Source organism: Amphritea atlantica (assembly GCA_024397875.1).
GTDB classification, from domain to species: Bacteria; Pseudomonadota; Gammaproteobacteria; order Pseudomonadales; family Balneatricaceae; genus Amphritea; species Amphritea atlantica_B.
In genome coordinates this window covers 2,946,108-2,965,828 of record CP073344.1, presented here as the reverse complement: position 1 = coordinate 2,965,828, position 19,721 = coordinate 2,946,108, and the positions used below count along the sequence as shown (strand labels likewise).

Annotated in this window: 20 protein-coding genes; 15 read left to right on the top strand and 5 right to left on the bottom strand. The window is 51.1% G+C overall.

Annotation, left to right across the window (positions count from 1 at the left end; translation table 11 throughout):
- Positions 1-63 precede the first annotated feature (63 nt).
- From ampD to KDX31_13665, 3 genes are all read left to right on the top strand, one after another.
- Positions 64-642, top strand: a complete 579-nt coding sequence (ampD, locus tag KDX31_13675; GenBank protein UTW02398.1) for a 1,6-anhydro-N-acetylmuramyl-L-alanine amidase AmpD — start codon at positions 64-66, stop codon at positions 640-642.
- Entirely contained in the window at positions 639-1,487 is an 849-nt protein-coding gene (locus KDX31_13670; GenBank protein UTW02397.1) for a hypothetical protein, read from the top strand. Before ampD ends, KDX31_13670 begins: the two co-directional genes overlap by 4 nt.
- Before the next feature lie 94 nt (positions 1,488-1,581).
- Entirely contained in the window at positions 1,582-2,628 is a 1,047-nt protein-coding gene (locus KDX31_13665; protein UTW02396.1) for an ABC transporter ATP-binding protein, read from the top strand.
- A gap of 14 nt (positions 2,629-2,642) precedes the next feature.
- Here the strand turns inward: KDX31_13665 and KDX31_13660 are convergent, their stop codons facing one another.
- The 4 genes from KDX31_13660 to KDX31_13645 form a co-directional block, all read right to left on the bottom strand.
- A complete protein-coding gene (locus KDX31_13660; GenBank protein ID UTW05396.1) occupies positions 2,643-4,319 on the bottom strand; it encodes an iron ABC transporter permease in 1,677 nt (558 codons plus the stop codon).
- A gap of 115 nt (positions 4,320-4,434) precedes the next feature.
- Entirely contained in the window at positions 4,435-5,478 is a 1,044-nt protein-coding gene (locus tag KDX31_13655) for a Fe(3+) ABC transporter substrate-binding protein (GenBank protein UTW02395.1), read from the bottom strand.
- A 177-nt stretch (positions 5,479-5,655) separates the two neighbouring features.
- Complete coding sequence (locus KDX31_13650) at positions 5,656-6,369, bottom strand: 16S rRNA (uracil(1498)-N(3))-methyltransferase (GenBank protein ID UTW02394.1); 714 nt, start codon at positions 6,367-6,369, stop codon at positions 5,656-5,658.
- Between the two features lie 51 nt (positions 6,370-6,420).
- Entirely contained in the window at positions 6,421-8,121 is a 1,701-nt protein-coding gene (locus KDX31_13645) for a sigma-54-dependent Fis family transcriptional regulator (GenBank protein ID UTW02393.1), read from the bottom strand.
- A 362-nt stretch (positions 8,122-8,483) separates the two neighbouring features.
- Between KDX31_13645 and KDX31_13640 the strand changes: the two genes are divergently transcribed.
- The 6 genes from KDX31_13640 to KDX31_13615 all read left to right on the top strand — a co-directional run bounded on the left by KDX31_13640 (position 8,484) and on the right by KDX31_13615 (position 13,205).
- A complete protein-coding gene (locus KDX31_13640) occupies positions 8,484-8,780 on the top strand; it encodes a phenol hydroxylase (GenBank protein ID UTW02392.1) in 297 nt (98 codons plus the stop codon).
- A 65-nt stretch (positions 8,781-8,845) separates the two neighbouring features.
- Complete coding sequence (locus KDX31_13635) at positions 8,846-9,832, top strand: aromatic/alkene monooxygenase hydroxylase subunit beta (GenBank protein UTW02391.1); 987 nt, start codon at positions 8,846-8,848, stop codon at positions 9,830-9,832.
- 32 nt (positions 9,833-9,864) lie between these two features.
- Complete coding sequence (locus tag KDX31_13630; GenBank protein UTW02390.1) at positions 9,865-10,134, top strand: MmoB/DmpM family protein; 270 nt, start codon at positions 9,865-9,867, stop codon at positions 10,132-10,134.
- An 11-nt stretch (positions 10,135-10,145) separates the two neighbouring features.
- Complete coding sequence (locus KDX31_13625; GenBank protein UTW02389.1) at positions 10,146-11,648, top strand: aromatic/alkene/methane monooxygenase hydroxylase/oxygenase subunit alpha; 1,503 nt, start codon at positions 10,146-10,148, stop codon at positions 11,646-11,648.
- Between the two features lie 69 nt (positions 11,649-11,717).
- Entirely contained in the window at positions 11,718-12,080 is a 363-nt protein-coding gene (locus KDX31_13620; protein UTW02388.1) for a phenol hydroxylase subunit P4, read from the top strand.
- 63 nt (positions 12,081-12,143) lie between these two features.
- On the top strand, positions 12,144-13,205 hold the full coding sequence (locus KDX31_13615) for a 2Fe-2S iron-sulfur cluster binding domain-containing protein (protein ID UTW02387.1): 1,062 nt from the start codon (positions 12,144-12,146) through the stop codon (positions 13,203-13,205).
- A 58-nt stretch (positions 13,206-13,263) separates the two neighbouring features.
- On the opposite strand, the gene KDX31_13610 is transcribed toward KDX31_13615, so the two are convergent.
- Entirely contained in the window at positions 13,264-14,160 is an 897-nt protein-coding gene (locus tag KDX31_13610) for a LysR family transcriptional regulator (GenBank protein UTW02386.1), read from the bottom strand.
- 166 nt (positions 14,161-14,326) lie between these two features.
- On the opposite strand from KDX31_13610, the gene KDX31_13605 reads away from it, so the two are divergent.
- The 6 genes from KDX31_13605 (at position 14,327) to KDX31_13580 (ending at position 19,706) form a co-directional block, all read left to right on the top strand.
- The gene (locus KDX31_13605) at positions 14,327-14,737 is read left to right on the top strand and encodes a DoxX family protein (protein UTW02385.1); all 411 of its coding nucleotides are present in this window, start codon (positions 14,327-14,329) and stop codon (positions 14,735-14,737) included.
- A gap of 65 nt (positions 14,738-14,802) precedes the next feature.
- A complete protein-coding gene (locus KDX31_13600) occupies positions 14,803-15,756 on the top strand; it encodes a glutathione S-transferase C-terminal domain-containing protein (protein UTW05395.1) in 954 nt (317 codons plus the stop codon).
- A gap of 9 nt (positions 15,757-15,765) precedes the next feature.
- Positions 15,766-16,548 (top strand): dioxygenase, encoded by a 783-nt coding sequence (locus tag KDX31_13595; protein ID UTW02384.1) that lies wholly within the window; start codon positions 15,766-15,768, stop codon positions 16,546-16,548.
- A 213-nt stretch (positions 16,549-16,761) separates the two neighbouring features.
- A complete protein-coding gene (locus tag KDX31_13590; protein ID UTW02383.1) occupies positions 16,762-17,106 on the top strand; it encodes a 2Fe-2S iron-sulfur cluster binding domain-containing protein in 345 nt (114 codons plus the stop codon).
- Positions 17,107-17,154: 48 nt separating this feature from the next.
- Positions 17,155-18,078: a catechol 2,3-dioxygenase gene (locus tag KDX31_13585; GenBank protein UTW02382.1), complete on the top strand. Its 924-nt coding sequence runs from the start codon at positions 17,155-17,157 to the stop codon at positions 18,076-18,078.
- A gap of 167 nt (positions 18,079-18,245) precedes the next feature.
- Positions 18,246-19,706 (top strand): 2-hydroxymuconic semialdehyde dehydrogenase, encoded by a 1,461-nt coding sequence (locus tag KDX31_13580; protein UTW02381.1) that lies wholly within the window; start codon positions 18,246-18,248, stop codon positions 19,704-19,706.
- Positions 19,707-19,721 lie beyond the last annotated feature (15 nt).

The window sequence follows — 19,721 nt, the reverse complement described above, 5'->3', positions numbered from 1 at the left end:
CCATTCACCTGACGGTATTTTAACGGAAACCCGCAGGGTAAAGTAGTCGCTGGCAGAGGAAAAATGACCCGGTTAAATGAGATTCTTCAGATAGAAGCGGGCTGGCTGAATGGGGCTGAACACTATCCGTCGCCCAATTTTAATCAGCGTCCGGATACTGAGCAGCCACGCTTGCTGGTGATACACAATATCAGTCTGCCGCCGGCGAAGTTTGGTGGCGGCTATATCCGGGATTTTTTTCTCAACCGGCTGGACACTGCCGCCCATCCCTATTTTGAAACGATCGCTTCGTTGCAGGTGTCTGCGCATCTGTTAATTGAGCGAAGCGGCCATCTGCTTCAGTTTGTTGGTTTTGATCAGCGGGCCTGGCATGCGGGGCAATCTCAGTACTGCGGTGCCGATAACTGTAATGACTTCTCAATTGGTATTGAGCTGGAAGGGACTGATACGATTCCCTATACCGAACAGCAGTATCGGCAGCTGGCCAGGGTGGCAGCGGCTCTGTTGGCTTATTACCCTGAGATGAGTGCGGGGCACATCACCGGTCATTCGGATATCGCTCCGCAGCGTAAATCCGACCCGGGCCCGGCGTTTAACCGGGACTATTTTGATCGGCTGTTGAAGCGGGAGTTGCACGGATGAAGTTTCTGGCGTTGATGTTGGTCATTATTCTGGGACGTTACAAGCGCCGTTCACAACGGATAGTCAGTCTGTCCCGGGCGGTCACTCCCCAGAGCTCTCTCCACTGGTTCATGCTTATCCTGTATATGCTGGCGTTGGAAGCACTGTTGCTGCAGTTTTTCCGTTGGGAGTCTGGCATCTTTGTATTGGCCATCGAAATGCTGGCACTCTATCTCTATCTGGAAAACTGGTCGCCCAGCGATCTGACCGGCAAATACTACCAGGACTGGTGTCGGGGGGATTTTCAGGCGTCCTGGCTGCAACTGGCAGGGTTGCTGGGGCTGAATCGCACCGATGATGTTACCGATTGTCAGTCGGCACATTATGCTATCTGCCAGCAGTATGTTTTTCTCTCGCTGACCGGTTTCTTTGCACTGTTTTTCTGGTTTATTTTGCTTGGAATTCCGGGGTTGTTTCTTGCTCTGTGGGCAGGGTGGCTGCTGCAGCGCAGAAATAAAAAGCGCCTGTTGTCAGCCGCACAGATGGTGATCTGGATCCCTGCCCGGGCATTGGGTTTTACCTTTTTTATTGTGGGCAACGGTGTGAGTGCCTTCAGTCAGTTAAAAAATCGACATACTGACGATGAGGGGATAAGTGACTGGCTTTTCCGCATTGCGCTGGCCGCGGTGGGCGAAGAGAGTTATAAGCAGTACCAGCTGGGTGGGGACTGTGGCGAAGATCAGTTCAGGCATCTGGCGGCTGAAGAGATTATCAGCCTCAACCGACTGGTTCGGCGGTCAGCCATTCTCTGGTTAACTATGTTTGGTGTGTTAACGATGCTGGGCGTTGAAACCCCGCTCTATTAATAAAAATGACATGATGTCATCTGGTGCTCGTGGTTGAAATAGCGACCGTTATAAGCGAGAATGATTTTCATTTGTAAAAGAGATCGCGCGACGTATGACTCCTCTGCTGGAACTCAGATCAATTAGTTGCGGTTATGAAAATACCGTTATTGCCGGGCAGCTGAATATGCAGCTGCAGGCGGGCGAGATAGCCTGCCTGTTAGGCCCCAGTGGCTGTGGTAAAACAACGGTACTGCGTGCTGTAGCCGGTTTCAATTCGCTGTTATCCGGCACCATTGTTCAAAATGGCAAGGAGATCTCCAGTGTGGGTTTTACACTGCCACCTGAGCAGCGCGGAATCGGGGTTGTGTTTCAGGACTATGCGCTGTTTCCCCATCTCAACGTATTTGACAATATTGCTTTTGGTTTACACCGGCGTAGCGCCGCAGAAAAGAAACTGTCAGTCGCGGAGATGCTCAAGCTGGTCGAACTTCCTGATATATCTAACCGTTATCCCCATGAGCTTTCCGGAGGTCAGCAACAACGGGTAGCCCTGGCCCGGGCACTGGCACCTAAACCTAAGCTGCTGCTGATGGATGAGCCCTTCTCTAATCTGGATACCGATCTGCGTAAACAGTTGGCACTGGAGGTGCGATCTATACTTAAAGATCAGGGGATTGCGGCGATTATGGTGACCCATGATCAGCAGGAGGCTTTTGCTATCAGCGATAAACTGGGCATACTGGCGCGGGGTACGCTGCAGCAGTGGGGCACCCCGACAGAGTTGTATTACCAACCGGTTAATCCGCTGGTGGCTGGCTTTGTCGGCAAAGGGGAGCTGTTTGACGCCGAGTGTCTGAGTGAGACGGCGGTTGTCACTGAGCTGGGTACCATTGAGTTTGCTGAGCCTTTTGGCGGGGTCACCGGCAAGCAGCTATCTCTGTTTATTCGTCCGGCGGATATCCGTCCCAGTACCGAAAAGGGAAATGTGATGGCTACCATTGAGCAGAAGGAGTTTCTCGGCAGTTCAGTGGTATATCAGCTGATGTTGCCATCCGGAAGGCGAATAGAGTCGGAAATTTTTGAACCGCTGATGTTTGAGGTTGGCTCGCAGGTGTCACTGCATGTTTCGGCCCACCGGCCGATCGCGTTCAGCGGTTAGTGTTTTTGGCCGGCTCAGTTACTTTCGCGGGTGGCTGAAATAGTTCTGCTCAGCAGTATGACCGGTATAATCCCCACCAGTACTATCAGCAGTGCGGCAAGTGAGCAGGCTTCCAGCATCTCATCCGAAGCATACTGATAGACATAGGTTGCCAGTGTATCGTAGTTGAAAGGTCGCAGAATCAGGGTCGCTGGCAGTTCCTTCATACAATCCACAAATACCACCAGTGCCGCTGTCAGGATCCCGCCTTTTATCAAGGGCAGGTGCACTTTTGTCAGGGTCTGCAGTGGCGAGTGTCCCAGTGATCGTGATGCCATATCCATACTTTCAGTAATCTTGTTAAGGCTTGATTCTACTGAACCGACCGACACCGCCAGAAACCGTACGACATAAGCAAATACAACGGCGAAAGCAGTGCCGCTGAGTAGCAGGCCGGTAGACAGATTAAAAAACTCTTCCATCAGCGCATCAATGAAGTTATCAAAAGCGGCCAGGGGAATGATCACACCGATCGCCAGCACCGCGCCCGGCATCGCATACCCCAGGCTGGAAAATTGTGCTGCGATTTTGAGGCTCTGTGTTTTGTGTAGCCGTTTCGAGTAAGCCAGCAGCAATGCTACTACAATGGTTAGCAGGGCTGCGCAGCTGGAAAGCAGAAAACTATGACTGGCATGCGTGATGAAATTGCTGGTCCACAGCTGGTCTAAATTGCTTAAAGCATAACCGGCCAAAATCCATACCGGAATGACAAACCCTGTTACTACAGGCAGTCCGCACAGCAGTGTGGCCCCCCATGCACGCCAGCCGGAAAGGCGGTATCCGGTGAGCGTTTTAAAGCGGTCGGAACTGTGAAACTGGCGCTGTTTTGTCCGTGCAAGCCGTTCCAGAGAGATCAGTATGACGACAAAAATCATCATCATGCTGGCGATCTGGGCGGCCCCGCCGAGGTTACTCATGTTGAGCCAGGTATCGTAGATACCCGCGCTCATACTTTTTACCGCAAAATAATCGACGGTGCCAAAGTCGTTTATGGTTTCCATCGAAACCAACGACAGGCCCACGGCGATCGCGGGACGGGCTATTGGCAGGGATACCCGATAAAAGCTTTGCCAGGGGGTGCAGCCCAGAGTCCGGCTGGCATCATGAATAGTTGTGGATTGTTCCAGAAAAGAGGCCCGGGCCAGCAGATAGATATAGGGATAGAGCACCATCGCCAGCATCAGGATCGCACCGCCCAGCGTGCGAATGTCGGGAAACCAGTAATCCCGGGCCGTTTGCCAGCCAAACAATTCACGCAGAAAAATTTGTACCGCACCGGAGTATTCCAGCAGGTCGGTATAGACGTAGGCGATCACATAGGCAGGGACAGCAAAAGGCAGCAGGAGTGCCCATTCGAAGATACGCCGGCCGGGGAAGCGGCACATGGTCACCAACCAGGCTCCACAGACACCGGTGGCGATAGAGAGCGCCCCGACGCCGAGCATCAGTGCCAGGGTGGTTGTGATGTAAACAGGTAGTACTGTTTCTGCTAGATGGCCCCAGATATTTTCCTTTGGAAACAGGGCCAGATAGAAAACAGACAGAACCGGCAACGCCACCATCAGTGCCGTACCCCAGGTACAGCTATACCAGCCAAACAGATAGCGGCTTTTTTTCGAAAAGCGTTGTTTTACATCGCGTTCTCTGATCACCTGGGTGGCGGGTTTTGCCTGCATAGCTCTCTTCTGTTAACGAAAAAACGGTAGCATGAGACTACCGTTTGAGTGAATCATTGTCGATGGCTGTTATACCACAGAAGGGGGAGTATCAGTTATCAAAACCGACTTTATCAGCCATCCGTGCAGCCTGCGCTCGCAGCTCTGCGACTTTCTGCAGGTTGATGCTGTCCTGTTTGAAATCTCCCATATACTTGTTCAGAAGTTCTGAGCGAGGGGTTCCCGGGCGTACTGGAAACTCGAAGTTGGCTTCTGCGTACATCGATTGTGCTTGCGCTTCACTGAGGAACTCCATCAGCTTGACAGCACTTTCTTTGTTCGGCGCATATTTTGTCAGAGCGGCTCCGGAGATACTCATGTGTGCACCGCGATCATCCTGATTGGGAAATACCAGGTTGACGGCGTTCGCCCACTCTTTCTGCTCCGGTTGTTTCTCGTTGGTGATCATCTTACCGAAGTAATAAGAGTTTCCGAGGGCAATATCACACACCCCTTCTTTAACCGCTTTGACCTGTGCACGGTCGTTGCCCTGAGGTTTACGTGCCAGGTTAGCTTTGACTCCCTCCAGCCATTGCTCTGCTTCTGCTTCACCGTGATGGGCGATCATGGAACCGATCAGTGACAGGTTGTACGAGTGTTTACCGCTGCGGGTACAGATGCGTCCCTTCCACTTCGGATCAGCCAGCTCTTCGTAGCTCTTGATTTCACCCTCGGCGACGCGGTCTTTTGAGGCGTAGATCAGGCGGGTACGGCTGGTGAGACCGAACCACTGGTTTGCCGGGTCACGATAATGTGCCGGAATATTCCCTGTCAGGATTTCACTCTCTACTGGCTGAGTCAGACCCTTTTCGACCACATCGTAGAGCGGTCCGATATCAGATGTCAGTACAATATCCGCCGGAGAGTTTTTACCCTCATGCTCGAGGCGTTCAATCAGCCCTTTTTTGGCAAAAACAACGTTGGTTTTGATGCCGGTATCAGCGGTGAAAGCATCCAGCATCGGCTGAATCAGGAACTGTTGGCGGTATGAATAGATGTTCACTTCATCGGCAGCCGAGGCCGAGTTGGCTGCGATTGTCAGTGGCAGAGCGATAAAGGCCAGTTTTTTAATCTGTTGCTTGAATGGTTTACGCATAGTTGAAACACCCGAGTTGTGTCTGACTTTATTAAAGGGCGGTAAAGCCGCTAATTCAAAACTGTATTGCTAATGCGAACTATTCTTATTCAACGCAAAGTTAAAGTCAACTCAAATGAGGATGATTCTCAGTTAAATTTATCAATTTTATTGATTCAGGTCATAAAAGTCTGTTTGTTAAACAGGAAATAGCCTGGCTAATAACACCGGTACTGCATTCTCAACCCGCAGAATTCTCTGGCCGATATGGATCGCTTCAAACCCGGTGGCCTGAAACTTTTCAACTTCATAGGGTATAAAACCACCCTCGGGGCCGATAGCGAGGGTTGTTTCCCCGGTGCTGGCCCCGGGGCAGGGCGAGGCATGGTAGGGGTGTGCAACCAGAGCCCGGGTCTGGCGGGCGATCTGCGGCAGTTCATCCTCTACAAATGGCTTAAAGCGCTTTCGCAGGTGCACTTCGGGCAGTACCGTATCGCCTGACTGTTCCAGCCCCAGCAGTAATTGCTCTCTGAGATTGTCCTGCTGCAACACCGGCGTCGACCAGTAACTTTTATCCACCTTGTAAGAGTTGATCAGGTAGATCTGTTTAACCCCCATACTGGTAATGGTTTGCAGGGTGCGTTTCAGCATTTTGGGTCGGGGCAGCGCCAGTAACAGGGTCAGTGGCAGAGCGGCAGGAGGCTGGTTTTCCAGTAATACCTCCAGCGTGATGCTCTGCTCAGTGAGGCTGATCACGATGCCGCTACCGGTCTTGCCATTCAGCAGGCCTACTTTCAGTCGCTGTCCCTGGGCTGGCTGGTGGAACTGCCTGATATGGTGAAAGCGCCGGTCATTGATGATCACGGTATCGGTTGCGGTGAAATCACTTTCAAACAGGAGTATCAGATTCATGGCAAACTCAGGAAGGAGAGAAGGCCGTCATTCTAAAACAGCCTTCACCTGTTATCCATCCTGGAATTTTTTCAAACGGTAGGCCAGTGCCGGACGTGTCAGCCCGAGCTTACGTGCCGCTTTGGAAACATTATTGCTGCACTGGGACATCGCCTCTTCAATTAATTGCTGCTCAAGCTGTTCGAGGCTGAAGTTTTCAACCAGCAGGCTTTCGACAGGTTCCTGATCCGTTGTATCAGGTTTGGGCGCTTCTTCATGAAGCTGCCCCCGGCCACCAATGATATTCAATGGATGAGAGGGTTCAGACAGCGAGGGAAAGAAGCTGGCCATACTGATCGTCTGGTTGTTTTCGGTCAGAATGACGCCCCGTTCAATCATATTCTCCAGCTCGCGGATATTACCGGGCCACTTGTACTGGGTCAGTGCCTGCATCGTTTTATCTGAGATACCGGATGTTTTTTTATTGTACAGGGTGCAGTATTTTTTCAGGAAGTGTTCGGTCAGCAGTGGAATATCTTCGGTACGGTCGCGAAGCGGGGGGATATGTACCGGATAGACATTTAAACGGTAAAACAGATCGGCGCGGAAACGACCTTCCTGAACAGCGGCTTCCAGGTCCTCATTGGTGGCAGCGACAACCCGCACATCAATTCGCCGGGTGCGGTTGTCACCGACCCGCTCAAATTCAGATTCCTGTAACACTCTCAGCAGTGACGCCTGCGCCCTTGGAGTCAGCTCGATCACCTCGTCGAGAAAAATAGTCCCCCGGTGGGCCCGTTCAAATTTACCCTCGCGGGATTGGGTTGCTCCGGTATAAGCGCCTTTTTCCACCCCGAATAACTCGGCTTCTATCAGGTCAGGGGGGATGCAGGCACAGTTGACTGCAACAAAGGGTTTGTCCGCCCGGTCACTGGTTGTATGCAGGCCCCGGGCAACAACCTCTTTTCCCACGCCGGTTTCGCCCTGCAGCAGTACGCTAACCTTACTTTTTGACGCTTTACGTATCAGGTGGCAGACATTTTTAAACGCTGCTGAGTGGCCGACGCTGTTAAACAGCAGGTCTTCTTCAGCATCGTTGCTGCGAAACTGATCTTTGAGAACGCTGACTTCATCCTGCAGGGCCATCAGCTGTTCAATAATGGGGTCGGGAAGAAGATATTTTTCCATCTCTTCGGGATCGTCCCAGTCTTCGGCCGGACGCCCCTCGATATGGCAGTGATCGGCTCCGGTGGCGGCGCACTGAGTTTCCCTGAAGATGATCTGGCGGTTCATCTGATAGGTGGAAAAGCCACTGGCATAACCGATCAGTGTCCAGCAAACCGGAACGTCGGAATTACCATAATTTGCCAGGTGAGTTTCTACTTCATGGGAGTTGTACCAGTCAAAAGCACCGAAGAAATGTTGGCTATCTTCGTCGAACTCCAGAGAAACCGGGATGACTTTAACCATACCTTTGATGGCATGAAGCTGAGGTCCCACCATAAAAACTTCTTCGGGGGTCATATCCGGGCGAACTTTTTTAGCCAGTTCGGCATCTCGCAAGCCGGTATGGTATCCGAAGCGCATGAGGAAGCCTTTAGCTCTCTCTACTCCCAGCGTCTGGATCAGCTCGTTTCGCAGTAATCCCATGACTGCGGAATGGATCAGCAGCATGCGCTGCTCATCCAGCCAGATTTTGCCCTCTTCATTGTCGAAGCGGATCTGTTCTAAGAGATCCTGAGCGTCAGGAAGCTTAGGTTGTAATTCTGTCATATTGCACTGCTTTTGTTATTTTTCTTTTGATTTGTATCGATGTCAGGGACTGACTCTGCTTTTTATTGTGACGCTTATTTTGCCTAAAAAACAACACCTATTTAAATTTCCAACGATGATTGACGGCGAAACGTCAGAGGCCGATTTTTGATTTTTTCATTAACTTTTCACTATTTCATAAGCTTTTATTCATTGCTTACCGGGTTTGCTCTCAGGCCGAACCGTATGTGTGATTAATCTTTATTATTATTTTAAATCAGTATGTTACATTTGTTTTTCTGCTGTTTTGTTGCATTTTTCTATCTCTGGCACAGCCATTGCTTTAACCCTTGTGATTAAAACTTAATTTCACAGGTGATCATATGGCAGATCTGAAACTACACACCCGTAATGATTCTGAGAACCGGTCCGGTTTTGACCGGCTGACTAAGTATGTCCGTGTGCGTAGTGCTGAGGATGCCCGCTTCGTAGAGTTTGATTTTGCTATCGGTGACCCGGCGCTGTTCGTCGAACTGATTATGCCAAAAGGCGCTTTCGAACATTTTTGTACTGCCAATGAGGTGGTCTTTATGACCCGGGAGCAGCAGGAAGCTATCGATATCGAGATGGAAAAATGGCGCTACGGAGAGGAAACGCTGATGGCGAATAACCACCGCTGATCAGACACCGTCAGCGGTGACTTGAGAATAACAATAACGATCCAAAAAAAATGGGATAAAAGCAAATGACCATTGAGATTAAAACAGCCATGCTGGAGCCGGTGCGCAACACTTTTGCGCACATTGAACGTCGTTTCGGTGATAAACCGGCTACCCGTTATCAGGAAGCGACTTATGATGTTGCCTCCGAAATTAACTTTCATTACAAGCCTCTGTGGCAACCTGAGTTTGAACTCAACGATAAAGGCCGTACCGCCATCGTGATGGAAGACTGGTACGCCTTCAAAGACCCCCGTCAATTTTACTACGGCACCTATGTACAGATGCGCGCCAGGCAGCAGGAAGTGGCTGAGAGCAATTACAGCTTCTTCGAAAAGCGCGATCTGGCGCGCCTGATTCCTGAGGCCATTCAGCAGAAGGTGATCCGGCTACTGGTGCCGCTGCGTCATGTCGAGCAAGCGGCCAACCTGAATAACATGTATGGCAGCTCACTGGGCTATGGCACAGCGATTACTCAGGCGCTGTTGTATAACGGCATGGATCGTCTGGGCAATGCTCAGTATCTGTCGCGCATCGGTCTGATTCTGGATGGTAACTCCGGTGATGCCCTGGCTGAAGCCAAGCGCTACTGGACCGACGATGCGGTGTGGCAGGGCGTGCGTGCCTACTGCGAAGCCAATATCTGTGTCGAAGACTGGTTTGAATCTTTTGTCGCTCAGGATGTGGTTTTGGATGGACTGATTTATGAGCTGGTCTATCTGCAGTTCGATCAGTGGCTGGCGGATAACGGCGGTCAGGACTTCAGCATGCTGACCGAGTTTATTCAGAACTGGAATAAAGACACCAATCGCTGGGTGGATGCGGTGGTGAAAATTGCAGCCACGGAATCCGATGCCAACAAACAGCAGCTGAACCAGTGGGTTGAACACTGGAAAGGCAAAGCCTTTGAAGCACTGGCGCCGCTGGCTGAAGAGATGATCGGCCCTGAAGCACTGGCGATAGCCGGGGATGCCTGGGGTAAACGTCTGGCAAAAACCGGTCTGCTGAAATAACTCCACGCATAAAAACAATAAGGTTTATCACCATGTCAAAAGTATATATCGCACTGCAGGACAACGATGAGTCCCGCTATATCGTCGAAGCGATTGAAGAGAGTAATCCGGATGCCACTGTTATCCATCAGCCCGCGATGATCCGTATCGAACGGGAAAATAAACTGGTAATCGAACGTTCGGTGGTGGAAGAGAAGATGGGACGGGACTGGGATGTGCAGGAGTTGCACATCAATCTGATCACCCTCGGCGGTAACGTAGATGAAGATGACGATCAGTTCGTCCTTGAGTGGAAACGGTAAGGGGAAACATCATGGCTGCTAAAAAACTAAATATAAAAGATAAGTATCGCCTGCTGACCCGCGATCTGGACTGGGAGTTTTCCTATGAAGACCGTAAACAGGCGTTTCCCTACGAAGAGTTTGAAGGGATTAAAATTACCGACTGGGACAAGTGGGAAGATCCGTTCCGTCTGACCATGGATTCCTACTGGAAGTATCAGGCCGAGAAAGAGAAAAAGCTGTACGCCATTTTCGATGCCTTCTCTCAGAATAATGGTCACCTGAATGTGGTTGATCCCCGCTATGTGAATGCGGTGAAGATCTTCCTTACAGGCGTATCGCCACTGGAATATCAGGCCTATCAGGGTTTTGCTCATGTGGGGCGTCAGTTTGGGGGTGTGGGGGCCCGGGTGGCCTGCCAGATGCAGTCGCTGGATGAACTGCGTCATGTGCAGACCCAGATCCATGCGATGAGTCACTACAACAAGTTCTTCGATGGTTTCCAGGAATTCAGCCACATGCATGACCGGGTGTGGTATCTGTCGGTACCCCGTTCGTTCTTTTGTGATGCACGAAGTGCCGGGCCGTTCGAATTTATGATCGCAATCGGCTTCTCCTTTGAGTACGTGCTGACTAATCTGCTGTTTGTACCCTTTATGTCCGGTGCTGCTTATAACGGCGATATGGCCACAGTGACCTTTGGTTTCTCGGCGCAGTCTGACGAGGCCCGTCATATGACTCTGGGACTTGAAGTGATCAAGTTTCTGCTGGAGCAGCATGAAGATAACGTGCCTATTGTGCAGAAATGGCTTGATAAGTGGTTCTGGCGCGGCACTCGTTTGCTGACGATCGTTGCGATGATGATGGACTATATGCTGCCGAATAAAGTGATGTCCTGGAAAGAGGCCTGGGAGGTCTATTTCGAAGAGGCTGGTGGGGCACTGTTTAAGGACCTGGCCCGTTATGGTATCCGCATGCCGAAGTACGCGGAAACCATTGAGAAAGAGAAAGAGCATATTTCCCATCAGGCCTGGTGGACCTTCTATACCCATGGGCATGCTGCAGGGTTCCACACCTGGATCCCAAGCGATGAAGAACTGGACTGGCTGTCGGCGCAATACCCGGACACTTTCGATAAATACTACCGTCCTCTGTGGGAAATGGCTAAAGAGATGGAAGCTAAAGGCGAACGCTTTTACACCACCGGTTTGCCACAACTGTGTCAGACCTGTCAGATCCCGATGCTGTTTACCGAGATGGATAATCCGAACCAGAACTCGATGCGTGACTTTGTTTATCAGGGTGAGCGTTATCACTTCTGCTCTGACGGTTGCTGCGACATTTTCAAAGAGGAACCGGAAAAGTATGTGCAGGCCTGGTTACCGGTACATCAGATCTTTCAGGGCAACTGTGGTGGTCCCGAGGTCGGCGATATTCTGAAGGACTACTACAAGATGAATGTTGGCGTCGACAATATGGATATTAAAGGCTCACCCGATGAGGTGCGCTGGAATAAGTGGAAAGGCGTCGCCTGAACCGTCAGAAACAATCATAACGGGTGTGGCATTGCTGCATCCGGACAAGAATAACAAGAGGATATAACGATGCCTGTATACGCACTAAATCCTGGCTATCAGGGCGAGCGGATGGACCGGGTGGAGAACTTCCACGGCAATCAGGTTGTTTACCTGGGTTGGGATGAGCACCGCATGTTCTGCGCGGCCAAAGCGTTTCCACTGCCACCCTCAATGCCGTTTGCGGCGTTGATTGAAAATATTATGCCGGAAGCCTTTGGTCAGCATCCGGAGTTCAGTCAGATCAACTGGGACACGGCTGAGTGGCTGCTGGACGGTGAACCGTTTAAACCCCAACTGGATGCCAGTCTGGAGGCTCAGGGCGTGGGGCACAAATCGCTGATCCGCTTTAAAACCCCGGAACTGCTGGGTTATCAAAGCGCAGGGGTTTAATGAACCGCGGGATAAAGGCAGGGCAGGCCTTCGTCGGAAGGCGCCCTGCAGCGAGGTGAAATGATGAGTTATGAAGTAACAGTAGAACCCACCGGTGATGTGATCGAGGTTGAAGAGGGGCAGACTATTCTGGATGCTGCCCTGCGTCAGGGCGTCTGGTTGCCGTTTGCCTGTGGTCACGGCACCTGTGCCACCTGCAAAGTTCAGGTGCTTGAAGGTGAAGGTGATCTGGGTAACGCCTCTCCCTTTGCGCTGATGGATATGGAGCGGGATGAAGGGAAGGTGCTGGCCTGTTGCTGCACCCCGGAATCCGATATGGTGATCGAGGCGGATATTGATGTGGATGATGACTTCGCCGGTTATCCGGTGCTGGATTTTATTGGCACCGTGACCGAAATACGGGAGTTGTCCCCCACCATTAAAGGGATCTTTTTTGAACTGGATAAGCCGATGGCGTTTCAGGCTGGCCAGTATATCAACCTGAAGATACCCGGAGTAGAGGGCAGTCGGGCATTTTCCATTGCCAATAAACCCTCTGAGGCCGGCACGCTGGAACTGCATGTCCGCTTAGTGCCGGGCGGAGCGGGCACCAGCTATCTGCATGAGCAACTGGAGGTGGGGGATACGCTGGATGTCAGCGGGCCCTACGGTCAGTTTTTTGTGCGAAAATCGGATGATCAGGGGGCGATTTTTATCGCCGGAGGTTCGGGATTATCCAGCCCGCAATCGATGATTCTGGATATGCTGGAGGAGGGCGACAGTCGCCCGATAACGCTGTTGCAGGGCGCGCGCAATGTTGCCGAACTGTATAACCGGACGTTGTTTGAAAACCTCGCCAGAGAGTTTGCCAACTTCACCTACGTGCCGGCGCTGAATGCTCCGGAGCCGAATGATGACTGGCAGGGCTTTACCGGCTTTGTGCATGAAGCGGCACAGGCTCATTTCAATGGCCGTTTTGATGGCAATAAAGCGTACCTCTGCGGTCCGCCGCCGATGATCGATGCGGCCATCACAACCCTGATGCAGGGACGGCTGTTTGAACGGGATATTCATATGGAACGCTTTGTCACCGCAGCCGATGGTGCTGAAGAGCAGAACCGGTCGGCGTTGTTCAAACGGATCTAAGGGTTTTGATCAACCGGTATACCTACAGGAAACGTTGAGGCAGGCAAAATTCTAGCAACTATGCTGTGTTTTGCCTGTTCCAGTAGGCCATAAATTGCTGCGTAAAGGTTGTCACTCTGTTGGACAGGTGCTGACGATGAGGGTAGATCACATTGATCGGTATCGGAGTGTTGTTCACCTGAGGTAATAGCCTGATCAGTTCCCCTGTTTGCAGCATCGTATGGATAGCAAATTCCGGGCAGAGTGCCATCACTCTGCCCGTACTCGCCATTTTAGCTGCCGCCAGTGCGCTGTTCACCCAGGCGACAATTTTGGGTTTGATTTCAACTTTCTGTTGCTCTTGCACAAAGCTCCAGCTGCCCCCTTGTCTATCGTTAGTGTCAAATACACAGGGCAGACCTTCCAGCTGACCTAACGAATCGGGCTGGCCATAGTGTTTTATAAATTCAGGTGATGCGCAGAGGATCATCTGTGTAAAGCCTGCACGCCTTGCGATCAGGGATGAATCCGCCAGATTGCCAACCCTCAGTGCCGCGTCGTACCCTTCACTGATCAGGTCTACATACCGGTCATTTAGTTGTAGCTCGATTTGCAGTTCAGGGTTGGCGGTTGTCAGTTCTGCGATGAACGGCATCAGAACCAGTTCGCCAAATGTCGTCGGTGCAGAGATACGCAGTCGCCCTGCCAGGCTCTGGCTTTGATGAAGCAGCTGGGATTCGAGATGAGTTATATCATCCAGAATCTTCCTGGCCTGATGATAATAGCTGTTACCTTCGCTGGTGATCTGCATGCTGCGTGTCGAGCGGATAATCAGCCTGACTTTTAAGAGATTTTCGAGTTGCGCTATATGTGTGCTAACCAATGCTTTGGTTTTGCCCAGGCGTTTTGCCGCGGCGGTAAAGCTGCCTGCCTCTGCAACGGTGACAAAGGTAGACATCAGGTTCAGTTTATCCATCGTTGCTAAAGCCTTTCTGAAGAGCTCTTTTTGAAAAAAGGTAAGTGTAAAAAGCTAATTGTAAAATAATAATGAACAATGAGTAAAATAAATACGATATTGTTTATATTTAATAATAATTCAGAATGACCTTATCGATGATTAATGAACAGATGAGGATAACTGAATGAACACTTCCCCCGCTTATGCTGCAACGCTGCTTCGCATTGCTTTGGGTACCATGTATCTGGCACATGGTTTGTTGAAACTGCTGGTATTTACCCCGGAAGGCACCGCTGGATTTTTTAGCTCACTGGGGCTGCCGGGTTTTTTTGGACCCGTAACCATGGCGCTGGAGATCGCTGGTGGCGCCGCGCTGATTCTGGGTGTGTATGCCCGTTGGGTTGCTGTAGCGCTGATCCCCGTTCTTCTGGGGTCTGTCATTCTGGTTCATGGCGCCAATGGCTGGGGCTTTGGTAATGAAGGCGGCGGCTGGGAGTATCCGGTATTTCTGATCGCTGCTTCTGTTGTGCAGTTTTTATTGGGCGATGGCCGGTATGCCATTAAGTCTCAAACGACAGAAGCCTCTGCCGTTTAAAACGAATCAACAAGCTCCGGTATCCAGCTGTCGGAGTTTTTTTCGCTAACCGCAGGAGTGTAATGATGTTGGTAAATGGGGTGTGGAAAAGTAAATGGGATCCGGTGCAGAAAAAAGATGAACAGGGGCGTTTTATTCGTCAAAGCAGTGCATTCAGAGAAACGATCAGTCCGACGCGTATCTCAGCGGTAAAGCGTGGTGATATTGAAACACTGGGGGTAAAGCTATATGTGGCGTATATCTGCCCCTGGGCAACCCGGACACTCATCGCCAGGTCTTTACTGGGTTTAGACGCGCATATTCCAGTCAGCATTGTCGATCCGCAGCTGAGTGATAGCGGTTGGCGGTTTCACGGATATCCCGGCAGCACACCGGCTGGCCAGGAATCGATAACCTATATTCATCAGCTTTATACACAGGCTGACCGTGATTATAGCGGACGGGCAACAGTGCCGGTTCTATGGGATATGGCAGATAACACTATTATCAATAATGAATCTGCAGATATCATCAGAATATTCAATAACGACCTTCGTTCATTACATGCTTCAGAGGTTGATCTGACCCCTGAATCACTCTTGCAACAGATAGATCGATTTAATGAACGAATCTACCATACGCTGAATAATGGCGTCTATCGGGCAGGCTTTGCTTCTTCTCAGGAGGCGTATGAGGAAGCTTATGCAGAGCTGTTTACGACATTAGACGCGTTGGAACGGCATTTTGAAACACAGCGATATGCGGTCGGTAATCAGCTGACAGAAAGTGATATTCGCTTGTTTGTCACGCTGGTCCGTTTTGATGTGGCTTATTATGGGTTATTCAAAACCAATAAGGCTCAGATAGGTGACTACCCGAATATTTCGGACTATATGGATCGGTTGTTGCAGATGCCGGCCTTTAGTGAAAATACTAATATTGATCATATAAAAGCAGGTTATTACTCAATCAAAGCCCTGAACCCGGCAGGGATTGTGCCTGCGGGGCCAGAATTGCACTGGTTTGATTATCTGAAATAGGAGACCGTTATGCCATTAACTTCAGCTCCGGTTATGTTTATCGGTCACGGTTCACCCCGATGGGCTCTGTCGCCGGGAGACGCCGCTGCCCGGTTACAGGAGTACAGTGTTTTCTTTAATCAGGTAAAAGCGCTGTTGGTGATATCCCCTCACTGGATCACTCGTGGTATGCAGCTGACGGCATCCCCTGAACCGGAAACGATTCATGATTTTGGTGGCTTTGAAGAGGCGCTGTATCAACTTCAATACCCCGTTGCCGGTAACCCTGATCTTGCGCGTCATATTCAGGCGCTATTGCAGGATCAGGGGACAGAGGTGTCACTGAATGAACAGCGCGGCTTAGATCATGGCGCCTGGGTGCCGTTACTGCATATGCTGCCTGATCACAGGATTCCGGTAATACAGCTCTCCCTGGATGCGGCTTCAACACCGGAGTCTCTGGTCGTGCTGGGGGCGAGGCTTAAAAGGCTTCGCAATGAGGGCGTCGCGATCATCGCTTCCGGTAGCCTGACCCATAACCTCTACCATATTGGGGATGAGCATGGATCTCCTTTGGATTATGTCGTGCGGTTTCAGGACTGGGTCAGATCCCGGGTGATTGAACGGGACATTCCTGCTCTGAGTAAGCCACATCTGAATTCTGACGATTTTTCTGCGGCGCACCCCAGTGCCGAACACTATCTGCCCCTGTTGATTGCGATGGGAGCCAGCAGTGAAGCAGATCAGCTTTCTGTATTAGAAAGCCCTGTTTTATATAAGGCACTGTCGATGGAGTCCTATGGATGGAGATGATGAAATAGTTAACCAATTGCGAAAATGATTGATTATTTGATTAAAGAGCCTTGCTTTCGAGCGAGGCTTTTTTTTGCTTTATGGAACGGCGGTGATTGATAAAGTTAATTAAAACAATATGTTAGTTTTATTTTTCATGTGTTTTTAGCTTGCTGGCACAGTGGTTGCTCTAGATACAGGTGCAATCAATTAAAAGCGTGAAAGGAGACTCCTATGCCAGAGCAGGCTTCGCATGTGATCACGGTGGCGAATCGTAATCAACGCTTTAAATGTGCAGAGGATCAGGTGTTGCTGATTGCGATGGAGCGGATGCGTGCTAATGCTATCAATGTTGGATGTCGTGGCGGAGGTTGCGGTGTTTGCAAGATTCGTATTCTTCAAGGGGAATATGAGTGCAAACGGATGAGTAAAGCGCATATATCTGAAACTGAACAGCAGCAGGGTTTTGTTCTGGCCTGTCGGGTTTTTCCCCGTACAGATCTTGAAATTGAAGCTGATCATTATCAGGCACAGGAATCTTGTTACGCGAATGAAGATGGCGGGATAGCGTCCAGCTAAACATTCAAAGTAGTAAAACAATAAAAGCAAAGTGCAGAGGAAAGTGAGATGAGAAAAGGTGTAATGCGTCCCGGACATATACAGATCCGGGTTTTGGATGTTGAAGAAGCTCTGAAACACTACCGGGATCTGATGGGCCTGATCGAAGTTGAGCGTGATAGTCAGGGGCGGGCTTATCTTAAGGGCTGGACCGAGGTGGATAAGTTCTCTGTAGTCCTGCGGGAAGCAGATGAGCCGGGTATGGATTTTGTTGGTTACAAAGTGCTGGACAACCAGACGCTGGAAAAGCTGCATGGCGAGCTGATCGAATATGGCTGCAATGTCGAAGAGATTCCTGCGGGCGAGCTTAACGGTTGTGGTCGGCGTATTCGTTTCGATTCTCCTACCGGGCATATGTTTGAACTATTTGCTGAGAAAGAGCAAACCGGAAAATGGGGACTCTCTAAGGTTAACCCTGAAGCATGGCCCCGTGGCCTGACCGGTATGAAGGCCACCCGCTTTGACCACTGTCTGCTGTACGGGCCGAATATCGCAGGCACTCTCGATCTGTTCCAGAAAGTACTGGGCTTTGACCTGGCTGAACAAGTTGTCGATCCTGAAGGTAATAAAGCAGCGGTCTTTCTTACCTCAAGTATGAAAGCCCATGATGTTGCGTTTATCGAGTGTCCTGAACCGGGTAAGTTGCACCACGCCTCTTTCTTCCTGGAGACCTGGGAAGATGTGTTACGCGCCGCCGACCTTATCTCAATGGAAGATGTCTCTCTGGATATCGGTCCAACCCGTCACGGCCTGACCCATGGTAAGACAATCTATTTCTTTGACCCATCCGGTAACCGTTCAGAGGTGTTCTGTGGCGGTGATTATCACTACCCGGATCATGAACCAGTCACCTGGAAGGCTGAGGATCTGGGTAAGGCGATTTTCTACCATGATCGCGTTCTGAATGAGCGCTTCCTGACAGTTCTGACCTGAGAGCGCTGACCTGATAATTATAAATCAGGCCGCTTTGTTGCTGACGTCCTGACAGAGCGGCCCTCCGTGGCAGAGTCAGAGTCCTGCCAGATATAGTTCTATTGTCTGTAGTGCTTTTAAGCTACGGGTGCCAGACAGATTTACCCCTGAGATTAGCGAGTACAAACATGCACGAATTTAAAAACTTTATTAATGGTGAGTTTGTCACCACGGCCAGCGGTAAAACCTTCGAAAACCGTAACCCGGTCGATAACAGCCTGCTGGGTCTGGTCCATGAAGCGGGTCAGCCCGAGGTGGATGCCGCGGTGAAAGCCGCTAAAGCGGCGATGAAAGGTCCCTGGGGCAAGATGACTCAGGCACAACGGATTCAGTTGCTGGATAAAGTGGCTAATCGCATTAATGAGCGCTTCGATGAGTTTCTTGACGCCGAGTGTAAAGACACCGGTAAGCCGCACAAAATTGCCTCCCATATCGATATTCCAAGAGGCGCGGCCAACTTTAAGGCATTCTCTGAGACTCTGGCGAACCATCCGACAGAAGCCTTTAAGCTGGATACCCCGGATGGCCGTGGTGCACTCAACTATGGTCACCGTACTCCCAAAGGGGTGATCGCGGTGATCAGTCCCTGGAACCTGCCGTTGCTGCTGATGACCTGGAAAGTCGGGCCGGCATTGGCCTGCGGTAACACCGTGGTGGTCAAGCCTTCAGAGGAAACCCCGGCCACTGCCACCCTGCTGGGTGAGGTGATGAACGAGTGTGGCGTACCTAAAGGTGTCTATAACGTGGTACACGGTTTTGGCCCCGATTCTGCCGGTGCCTATCTGACCGAGCATCCTGATGTGAATGCGATCACCTTCACCGGCGAAACCCGCACCGGTGAGATCATTATGCGCGCCGCTTCGGTGGGCCTGCGCAATATCTCGCTGGAGTGTGGTGGTAAGAACCCCGGTATCGTGTTTGCTGACTGCGACATGGATAAAGCGATCGAGGGCACCATGCGTTCAGCGTTTGTGAACTGCGGACAGGTCTGTCTGGGAACCGAGCGGGTCTATGTCGAACGTCCTGTTTTCGACGAGTTTGTTCAGCGCCTGAAGGAGGGGGTTGAGAAACTCAGGCTGGGGGTGCCGGAAGATCCGGAAGTGGACTTTGGCCCGCTGGTGAGTCAGGAGCATAAAGAGAAGGTGTTGTCCTACTACCGTCTGGCGGTCGAAGAGGGGGCTACCGTGGTCACCGGTGGCGGCGTGCCCGAGATGGGCGAAGCGCTGAATGCCGGCGCCTGGGTCGAACCGACCATCTGGACCGGCCTGGCCGATGATGCCCGTGTCGTGCGGGAAGAGGTCTTTGGGCCCTGCTGTCATATCCGTCCGTTTGATACCGAAGACGAGGTGATCGAACTGGCGAACGATACCAAATATGGTCTGTCGGCGGCGATCTGGACAGAAAACTCTGCCCGGGCGTCGCGGGTTGCCGAAGCGATGGATGTCGGTATCGCCTGGGTCAACAGCTGGTTCCTGCGGGATCTGCGGACCGCCTTCGGTGGCGCGAAAGAGTCCGGTATCGGCCGCGAAGGCGGGGTACATGGACTGGAGTTTTATACCGAACTGAAAAATGTCTGCATCAAGTTGTAACAGCCAGGCTGTTTA

Bases quoted from the DNA above. Each gene is read 5' to 3' on its own strand.
- KDX31_13670 (UTW02397.1), top strand. From the start codon at position 639: ATGAAGTTTCTGGCGTTGATGTTGGTCATTATTCTGGGACGTTACAAG.
- KDX31_13640 (UTW02392.1), top strand. From the start codon at position 8,484: ATGGCAGATCTGAAACTACACACCCGTAATGATTCTGAGAACCGGTCC.
- KDX31_13590 (UTW02383.1), top strand. From the start codon at position 16,762: ATGCCAGAGCAGGCTTCGCATGTGATCACGGTGGCGAATCGTAATCAA.
- KDX31_13610 (UTW02386.1), bottom strand. From the start codon at position 14,160: ATGGATAAACTGAACCTGATGTCTACCTTTGTCACCGTTGCAGAGGCA.
- KDX31_13605 (UTW02385.1), top strand. From the start codon at position 14,327: ATGAACACTTCCCCCGCTTATGCTGCAACGCTGCTTCGCATTGCTTTG.
- KDX31_13580 (UTW02381.1), top strand. From the start codon at position 18,246: ATGCACGAATTTAAAAACTTTATTAATGGTGAGTTTGTCACCACGGCC.
- KDX31_13655 (UTW02395.1), bottom strand. From the start codon at position 5,478: ATGCGTAAACCATTCAAGCAACAGATTAAAAAACTGGCCTTTATCGCT.
- KDX31_13665 (UTW02396.1), top strand. From the start codon at position 1,582: ATGACTCCTCTGCTGGAACTCAGATCAATTAGTTGCGGTTATGAAAAT.
- KDX31_13615 (UTW02387.1), top strand. From the start codon at position 12,144: ATGAGTTATGAAGTAACAGTAGAACCCACCGGTGATGTGATCGAGGTT.
- KDX31_13620 (UTW02388.1), top strand. From the start codon at position 11,718: ATGCCTGTATACGCACTAAATCCTGGCTATCAGGGCGAGCGGATGGAC.
- KDX31_13585 (UTW02382.1), top strand. From the start codon at position 17,155: ATGAGAAAAGGTGTAATGCGTCCCGGACATATACAGATCCGGGTTTTG.
- KDX31_13645 (UTW02393.1), bottom strand. From the start codon at position 8,121: ATGACAGAATTACAACCTAAGCTTCCTGACGCTCAGGATCTCTTAGAA.
- KDX31_13650 (UTW02394.1), bottom strand. From the start codon at position 6,369: ATGAATCTGATACTCCTGTTTGAAAGTGATTTCACCGCAACCGATACC.
- ampD (UTW02398.1), top strand. From the start codon at position 64: ATGACCCGGTTAAATGAGATTCTTCAGATAGAAGCGGGCTGGCTGAAT.
- KDX31_13595 (UTW02384.1), top strand. From the start codon at position 15,766: ATGCCATTAACTTCAGCTCCGGTTATGTTTATCGGTCACGGTTCACCC.
- KDX31_13625 (UTW02389.1), top strand. From the start codon at position 10,146: ATGGCTGCTAAAAAACTAAATATAAAAGATAAGTATCGCCTGCTGACC.
- KDX31_13630 (UTW02390.1), top strand. From the start codon at position 9,865: ATGTCAAAAGTATATATCGCACTGCAGGACAACGATGAGTCCCGCTAT.
- KDX31_13600 (UTW05395.1), top strand. From the start codon at position 14,803: ATGTTGGTAAATGGGGTGTGGAAAAGTAAATGGGATCCGGTGCAGAAA.
- KDX31_13635 (UTW02391.1), top strand. From the start codon at position 8,846: ATGACCATTGAGATTAAAACAGCCATGCTGGAGCCGGTGCGCAACACT.